At 55.3% G+C, this 208-nt stretch carries 1 protein-coding gene; it reads left to right on the forward strand.

Annotated features, from left to right (window positions below; all coding sequences use genetic code 11):
* Window positions 1-24 precede the first annotated feature (24 nt).
* Window positions 25-208, forward strand: a 184-nt coding sequence (locus tag KB213_RS12715) for a Na+ dependent nucleoside transporter N-terminal domain-containing protein (protein WP_346266721.1), incomplete at its 3' end; no start/stop codon positions are given.

Raw genomic sequence — 208 nt, forward strand, 5'->3', positions numbered from 1 at the left:
GAATGTGAAAGGGAAGTCCCCGCTGTGTCAGAAGAACTTGTGTCTTGCCTTCGCGCTGTGGTGGCGATTGTCGCGCGGTTAGTCGTGGGAGTTTTATGCTCCACCAACCGGCGGGCGATTGATTGGCGGTTTGTGATTAAGGCGTTGATCATGCAGGCGATTTTGGGCTGTTTGATCCTTTGGAGCCCGCCGGGAGCGGCCTTTTTAC

The organism is Neokomagataea anthophila (assembly GCF_018122595.1).
Lineage (GTDB): Bacteria > Pseudomonadota > Alphaproteobacteria > Acetobacterales > Acetobacteraceae > Gluconobacter > Gluconobacter anthophilus.